This window comes from Shewanella colwelliana ATCC 39565, assembly GCF_000518705.1.
Classification (GTDB): Bacteria; Pseudomonadota; Gammaproteobacteria; order Enterobacterales; family Shewanellaceae; genus Shewanella; species Shewanella colwelliana.
On the sequence record NZ_KI912482.1, the window covers coordinates 69612 to 77530 of the forward strand.

3 protein-coding genes are annotated in these 7919 nt (G+C 40.1%); all 3 read left to right on the forward strand.

The annotated features are described in order from the left end of the window. Positions 1–210 precede the first annotated feature (210 nt). Positions 211–2994, forward strand: coding sequence for an insulinase family protein (locus tag L876_RS0120180; RefSeq protein WP_037429429.1), 2784 nt, complete (start codon positions 211–213; stop codon positions 2992–2994). Positions 2995–3356: 362 nt separating this feature from the next. After that, positions 3357–3857 carry a ligand-binding sensor domain-containing protein gene (locus L876_RS23265; protein ID WP_345939985.1) on the forward strand — a complete coding sequence of 167 codons (501 nt, stop codon included), beginning with the start codon at positions 3357–3359 and terminating at the stop codon, positions 3855–3857. 197 nt (positions 3858–4054) lie between these two features. After that, a complete protein-coding gene (locus tag L876_RS22200; RefSeq protein WP_345939986.1) occupies positions 4055–7609 on the forward strand; it encodes an EAL domain-containing protein in 3555 nt (1184 codons plus the stop codon). Positions 7610–7919: the final 310 nt, after the last annotated feature.

A 7919-nucleotide genomic window follows, 5' to 3' on the forward strand; every position in this document is an offset into this window, starting at 1 on the left:
GCTATGATTATTTTTGTTCTTCTTTGCAATTGTAGCGTTAAAGTACGTCGCAACAAACCAAAAGTCAGTTAATAATTAGTCGAATAGATCATAAGATATTTGCCAAAGTTGATTTTGCAGCCCAATATGTACTCTTGTCGCTTCGACAAACAGATACTTCACTTTTCAACGCTATCACTGCCCCCTACCCAATGGAGCGACCAATTGCCAATGACGACGCGAATCACTAAGAGTCCAAATGATCACCGCCAGTATCAATACATCCAACTGGCGAATGGTCTGCGAGTGCTACTGGTTGAAGATCAACAGGCGAATCAGGCGGCGGCATCCATGGCTGTTAATGTCGGTCACTTTGACGACCCTGTTGCTCGCCCAGGCATGGCCCATTTCCTCGAACACATGCTCTTTTTAGGCACAGAAAAGTACCCTCAATCGGGAGAGTACCATCAATTTGTCAATCAACATGGTGGCAGTAATAATGCGTGGACAGGAACCGAGCAGACAAACTTCTTCTTTTCTATTGATAATGAGGTATTTGAGGAGTCATTAGACCGCTTTAGCCAATTTTTTATCGCGCCCTGTTTTGATTTGGAATTAGTCGATAGAGAACGGCATGCCATTGAGTCGGAATTTAGCTTAAAGCTTAAAGACGATGTACGTCGAACCTACCAAGTTCAGAAAGAGACAGTCAATCCTGCGCACCCTTTCTCAAAATTTTCCGTGGGTAATCTTGCAACGCTCTCAGGAGAAGAGTCCCAGTTAAGGGATGAACTACTCGCTTTTTATCAGCAGCACTATAGCGCAAATTTAATGACGTTATGCATGGTGGCTCCGTTGCCGTTAGCTAAGTTAAAGGCATTAGCGGAACGCTACTTTACCTCCATAGCCAACGGTAACTTATTTAAACAATATCCCGATATCGCTATCTATGAGCCACAACAATTAAAACAACAGATCAATATTGTGCCCCTTAAGGAGCAGCGCCGAGTGGCGATAACGTTTGCCCTCCCCGCGATCGATAGCTTTTACAAACGTAAACCGCTGACATTTATTAGTCACCTTCTCGGTTATGAAGGTAAAGGCAGCCTGTTGAGCTACCTTAAAGAACAAGGCTGGGCCAGTAACTTATCTGCTGGCGGTGGCGTGAATGGCTATAACTTTAAAGATTACAACATTAGTATTCAGCTTACCGAAAAAGGGTTAACTCAATTAGATGAAGTAATTCAAGCTGCTTTTGAATATATCGAACTAATCAAAACGGATGGACTACAGCAGTGGCGCTATCAAGAGCGTGCTAACTTGCTGAAACTGGCTTTTAAATATCAAGAGCAGATAAAACCGCTAGATTTAGCCAGTCACCTTAGTATTAACATGCACCATTATGAAACCTGCGATCTTGTTTATGGTGATTATCGTATGGATGGCTTAGATATTACGCAAACATCAAGCTTATTGGCATTGATGACACCTGACAATATGCGCATTCAGCTCATCTCACCTGAACTCGATACAGAAAAACAGGCAGCTTGGTATCACTCTCCTTACCAGGTCAAACCGATTGCAGCATCTAGGCTACAGCAGTGGTATAGCCCACAGGTGCGTGAAGCCCTCTCGCTGCCAGAAGCCAACCCTTTTATCATTGCTGATTCAGTGCCAAGAAACGACAAGAGCCATCACCCCGTACCCACTGTCGTTTGCCAGGAAGAAGGCTACCGTATCTGGCATAAAAAAGATGATGAATTCAATGTTCCCAAGGGACATATGTATCTCTCTTTAGACTCTCAGTTTGCCGCACGAACACCTAAACATGCTGCGCTCACGCGCCTTTATGTTGAAATGTTGCTCGATTACCTTACCGAGCATACCTATCCTGCAGAGGTTGCGGGATTAAGTTACAACATCTATCCCCATCAAGGTGGCATAACCTTGCATTTAACCGGCTTTACTGGCAAACAAGAAGCCTTGCTATCGCTATTAATTAGTAAAGCAAGAGAACGTAATTTTACCCAAGCTAGATTTAAGCAAATTAAGAAGCAAATTTTACGCAACTGGTACAATCAAACACGGGCCAAACCTATCTCTCAGCTTTTTACTAGCCTAACCGTTACTTTACAGAAGCGCAGCTATGAACCACAACGCATGGCCGAAGAGCTAGAAGAGTTGACCTTAGATGATCTCCATGAACATGTGCGCGATTTTTATGAAAAAATTCACCTTGAAGGCTTAGTTTACGGTGATTGGCTTACCAGCGAAGCACAAGCGTTAGGCCGAAGACTTGATCACATTTTGTCGCTAGTATCCACACCCAGCGGCGAATCTGAACGTGAATTGGTTAAACTGGACAACGTCGGTACACTCATGAGAGAGCTTGCCGTTGCTCATCAAGATAGCAGTATTATTGTCTATTATCAGTCAACCGACGCAACACCGACAAACATGGCGCTATTTAGCCTTTTAAACCACACCATGTCATCGACTTTCTTTCATGAATTACGCACCAAACGCCAGTTGGGCTATATGGTCGGTACAGGTTATCTGCCACTTAACCGCTACCCTGGTATGATCTTCTACATTCAATCCCCCTCAGTTGGTCCACTGCAACTGCTACAAGCTATTGATGAGTTCATCGCTGACTTTAACTACGCCGTCATGCAAATCACCAATCAACAGTGGGAACAAACTAAACAGGGCCTAATCAACCAGATCATGGAACATGACCCGAATCTAAAAACCCGTGGTCAGCGGTATTGGTCCAGCATAGGTAATAAGGATTATGAATTTAATCAGCGAGAGTTGGTGGTTGAGGAGATTAGTAAGTTGACTCGCTCTGACTTAATTAAGTTTATGATGCAAAAAATGCGCACCAAGCACAGCGACAGATTGGTATTATTCACCACTGGTGAACAACACACGGCCTTTGAGCCACTGACATCAGACAATATGATCACCGACCTACGCTCATTTAAGCAGCATGCTGCAAATTTCGATTATTGATACAGCACGACACAAACTGCTGCAATTCACTCTCGTCTAAGCCAGTCCCTTTTAAGTGGGAGAGAAGATGTTGAGAAAAACATTTTGTTAATAAAAATAATGGGTTCGCATAACAGCGGAAAACACTAGCATCTCCACCAACAGCAGTTTTTTAACAGCTCTAACTCAGCTTAAGACAACAATTAAGCTAAAACAAAATAAAAATAAGAACAATTAGCAACCAACAAAAACTACTGTTCTTTTGACAAATCCTTCACTTTCTGAAAAAGTAGGTTAAATACCTGTTGCCTAAGCGCTATTGGCTAATAATCAAACTAATAATTATGCCTAACTCTTTGCTAAAAATTTTACTGATTTCCCTCATGGCCATCATGTTTCCTGGTCACTCTTCCGCCGACGAAAATGCTAGCCCAAATGGACCGCAACTCAATGTAGATCATTACAATGTTTCTGAAGGTCTATCTCAAAGTACCGTCACTTCTTTAGTCGAAGATCAGTATGGTTACGTTTGGATAGGTACTCTAAATGGCCTTAACCGATTTGATGGCAAAACGTTTAAGCATTACTTTTCAGAGAACAACAATACCTCTCTCCCGAGTTCATTTATACGTAGCCTATATATCGATCAAAACGGTAGGCTTCTCGTAGGCACAGACAAAGGCTTAACAGTATACAATCAAGAACTTGATCAATTCTTACCTAGTTCTGAATTACAGCAAATTAGTAACCAAGCAATTTGGTCAATTTCAGAGTATAACGGAACGATAATTTTAGGGACTGAGAACAATATTTACTTGGTTTCTAGCGACCTTTTAAAAATAACAAATAAATTCGAACTAAATTTTGGTGGCATAAAAAAATAATCCCAATTAAAACAGATATTTTCATACGAACTTACAATGGTGACGTATACAAGATAAATAACAGTAACATTTTAAAAGTACAGACAGAAACTCAAGAAATTTCGCTCCATGAAGGGCAAGTAATATCATTAATAAACAACAAGGTCACCAATTTAACTGGAGAAGAAAACCGCTTAAATAACCTTTCGGCAACAGGATTGTCAGAAGGAAATAAAAAAACAATTATATTAAATAAAGATATAATTTCAACAGTCGAAAGTGAAAAGACTACAAAAATTCTTGGTAAAATAAGAAAGACAGGAGAGTCATCATCAACTCCAGATATTTACTCAGGTAAAAACTCGATTTATCTAGCAATCCAGAACGAAGGTCTTTCGATTATTAGACATGATAAAAATCTGGTTAAAAACTATTTAACAAATAAAAATGTCTGGTCAATAAACAAAGTAACAAATGATACATTAGTTATTACTTCAGACTCAACGTATGTGGAATTTTACGATCAAAACCTAAATTTAATAAAAAGGTATAATTCGAATATCCCAGGGCCAAAATCCGCAATTGTAAAAGGTCATCACATATACATTGGAACTCCAGAAGGCCTCTACTCAATAGACATAAATACAGAAGAAAAAATCTTGTTGAGTAAAGACAAGTTTTTTATCGTAACAGACGATCATGAGTCTGAAAAGATATTGGCAGGTACTTTTAATGGTGAGCTAGTTTTTTTCAATACAGTAACTAATAAAATTGAAAAAATTGAAATTGATCATGGTAACCCTGTATTTGATATAAAAAAGGACATGGACAGTGTATGGATAGCAACCCAGAGTGGATTATTTTTATTAAAGAATAAAACTGTCGACAAAGTTGTAAATGAAGACCTAGTCAGTAGCATTTTCATTAATGATGATGAAATATATTTTGGAACTAGAACTTCTTTATCAAAGATTAATTCCATTAGCAAAAACATAACTAAAATATTGAAAACCAACAAACCAATATATGCAATAGAAAAATATGAAGACACAATCATATCATCGTCAAATGCTGAAATAACAATAACAACTAAAGATAACAAAAGCTTTTCACTATCGCAGACTTACGGCAGCCAAGGAGAATATAATTCTCAATCAATATCTAGATTTAATGAAACTATTTATTTAGGTGGGATAAATGGCATAAGTAAAATATCATTAAGAGCTCTAAAATCACACCTAGAAAATAGAGAGCCACCTAATGTAACCCTTGACTCTCTACTTATATTCAATATACCTCAAAAGCCAGGCAATGGAGTTTTAGTTAATCAGCTGGAATCTACAAATAGTATTTCATTAAAATACTCTGACTATCCTTTTACATTCAAGTTTAGCTCTCCAGGCGTTTTAAACCCTAATTTACAATACTCATATCAAATGGAAGGTTTGTCAAACAGCTGGTTAGACTCCCAAGGTATCAATTCGGCAACTTATACAAACTTGTCTCCTGGAGAATATAGTTTCAATGTTTATGCTATCGATCCATTAACCATGGAGCCAGGCATGACAAAAAGTCTTTCCATAGAAATAACCCCTCCATGGTGGTTATCAACCAATGCAAAAATTGTTTACTGCATCATCTCTTTAATGATCTTTGCTGTCATCACTAAAGCAATTCTTCGCCGCAGAGAGGTCCAACGACAAATCGCCAAGTCTGAAGAACGTTTAAAGTTGTCGCTGTGGGGTAGCGGCGATGAGATGTGGGACTGGGATATCGAAACCGGACAGATATATCGTTCTAACATTTGGGGCTCTCTCGAATTTCCCCGTGATGGCCAACGCTCAGGGGAACATGGTGAAGAGAGCAACATCCACCCATTGGATCAAGAGCGAGTCACCAACGCACTTAACAAACATTTTTACGGTGAGACCGATCACTTCGAAGCAGCCTATCGTGTTAAAGGTAAAGACGATCAATGGGTGTGGATTTTAGATAGAGCAAAGATTGTTGAGCGCGATGAAGATGATAAAGCGCTGCGTATGACTGGTACCATTAAGAACATCAGCAACTTTAAGCAAGCAGAAGAGCAACTAAGACTGTTCGAACGTGCTATTGAAAATATTTCAGAAGGGATGTTTATCCTAGACAATCAGTTTAACTTTGTTGAGGTGAACGAAGCCTGCTGCGATCTATGTGAAAAAGGCCGCAACGATTTCATAGGTCAGTTATTCAATTTTGATCTTTATCCTGAAAGCTACTCACAACAGATTCGTAATATTCTGCAGCAACAAGGCAGTTGGAGTAATGAAGTCGAATCAGCTAAAGGCGATGGTACTAGCTTCCTGATGGAACTCACTGTCGATGCTATATACGATGAGCAAGGCACGTTGTCTCACTATGTTGGCGTATTCTCTGATATCTCGCGCAGAAAACAGCAGGAAGAGGAGTTAAGAAAACTCACTAACAATGACCTGTTAACTAACCTACCGAACCGTTCAAGCCTAATGGTGACCTTAGGTAACTTAGTGAAAAAAGACACTCACCATACCTTGATGGTATTAGATCTAGATAATTTCAAAAAAATTAATGATTCATTAGGACATCAGGTCGGTGACGAGCTACTCATAAAGGTAGCACGTCGAATAGAGTCAACCGTTCCCTACCACACCAGTATCTATCGACTCGGTGGTGATGAATTTGCCATACTCGTCGACAATAACCCTGACATTGGCTCTAGTGCCGTAATAGCGAATAACGTAGTAGATGCCTTCTGTAGCCCGTTTGAACTCACTAAAGATAGAGTTGTTGTCGGTGTCAGTATCGGCATCGTGTTGTACCCAGAAGATGATCAAAATGAACAAGCACTGCTGCGTAAAGCTGATATTGCCATGTATCACGCTAAATCGGCTGGCGGGAACCGCTACCAGTTCTACTCAGAGTCATTAAATCGAAACGCAATTAGACAATTGGAAGTCGAGAACTTAATCCGAGAAGGCTTAAGAGATGATCTATTTGAGGTCTACTATCAGCCAAAAATTGATCTTAAGTCAGGCAAGATGGCAGGTATGGAAGCGCTAGTTAGACTGAATCATCCAGAGCATGGGTTAATTCCCCCGGGAGACTTCATTCCGCTAGCGGAAGAGAGCGGATTAATCGTCGAAATTGGCGAGGTAGTTTTACGCAAAGCGTGTTTCGCGGCACAAAAATGGCGTCGTCAAGAATTATTCGAAGGACGTGTAGCCGTCAATTTATCATCACAACAGTTCGCTCTCCCCGACCTTCAACAGCGAATAGAGTCAATTTTACGTCTCACACAGCTACCTCCAGGCAACTTAGAGCTCGAAATTACCGAAGGGACCGTCATAAAACAGCCAGAAAAGGCAATAAAGGTGATGATGCAGCTGTCTAAGATGGGGGTTAGCTTGGCATTAGATGATTTTGGCACTGGATACTCGTCATTGTCATACCTAAAACGCTTCCCTATCGATACTTTAAAAATTGATAAAGCTTTTGTCGATGACATTGATAAATCAGACCGCGACTTAAAAATGGTCGACTCTATTATTACCATCGCTCATAACATGGGACTCTCAGTGGTCGGTGAAGGCGTTGAAGACGCTTCACAGCTCAGCATATTGAAAGCCTTAAAATGTGAAGAAATACAGGGATTTATATACAGCAAAGCTGTCAATGAACAAGCCTTTACAGAGTTATTGCGACAAGAAGAGCTCCTTCCTTGTTCTGTTAAGAAACAAAAAAAAATTAACCTTTAGTCCAATAACAAAATCGCTAACTACAACTTAAGGGTAACTATTTTACAATATAGGTAAGCAATTGGCATAACACCTGCATTACTTCTTTCAGACGTCAACATTTTGTTGGCACAACAGAATCACTTAACTCTGAGAGAATAAAGACAATGATTAACGGACTAGTTACTGCTATCGCTTTCGCCCTTTCTTGCTCTGCGGCTACTACAGCTATTACAACCGAAGCTTCGTTAGAAAAAAATGCTATAGAAGTCGCTGGTTACCCTCATGTGAAGTTTAAGCCGCTAGAAGTTGCTGGTTACCCGCATGTGAA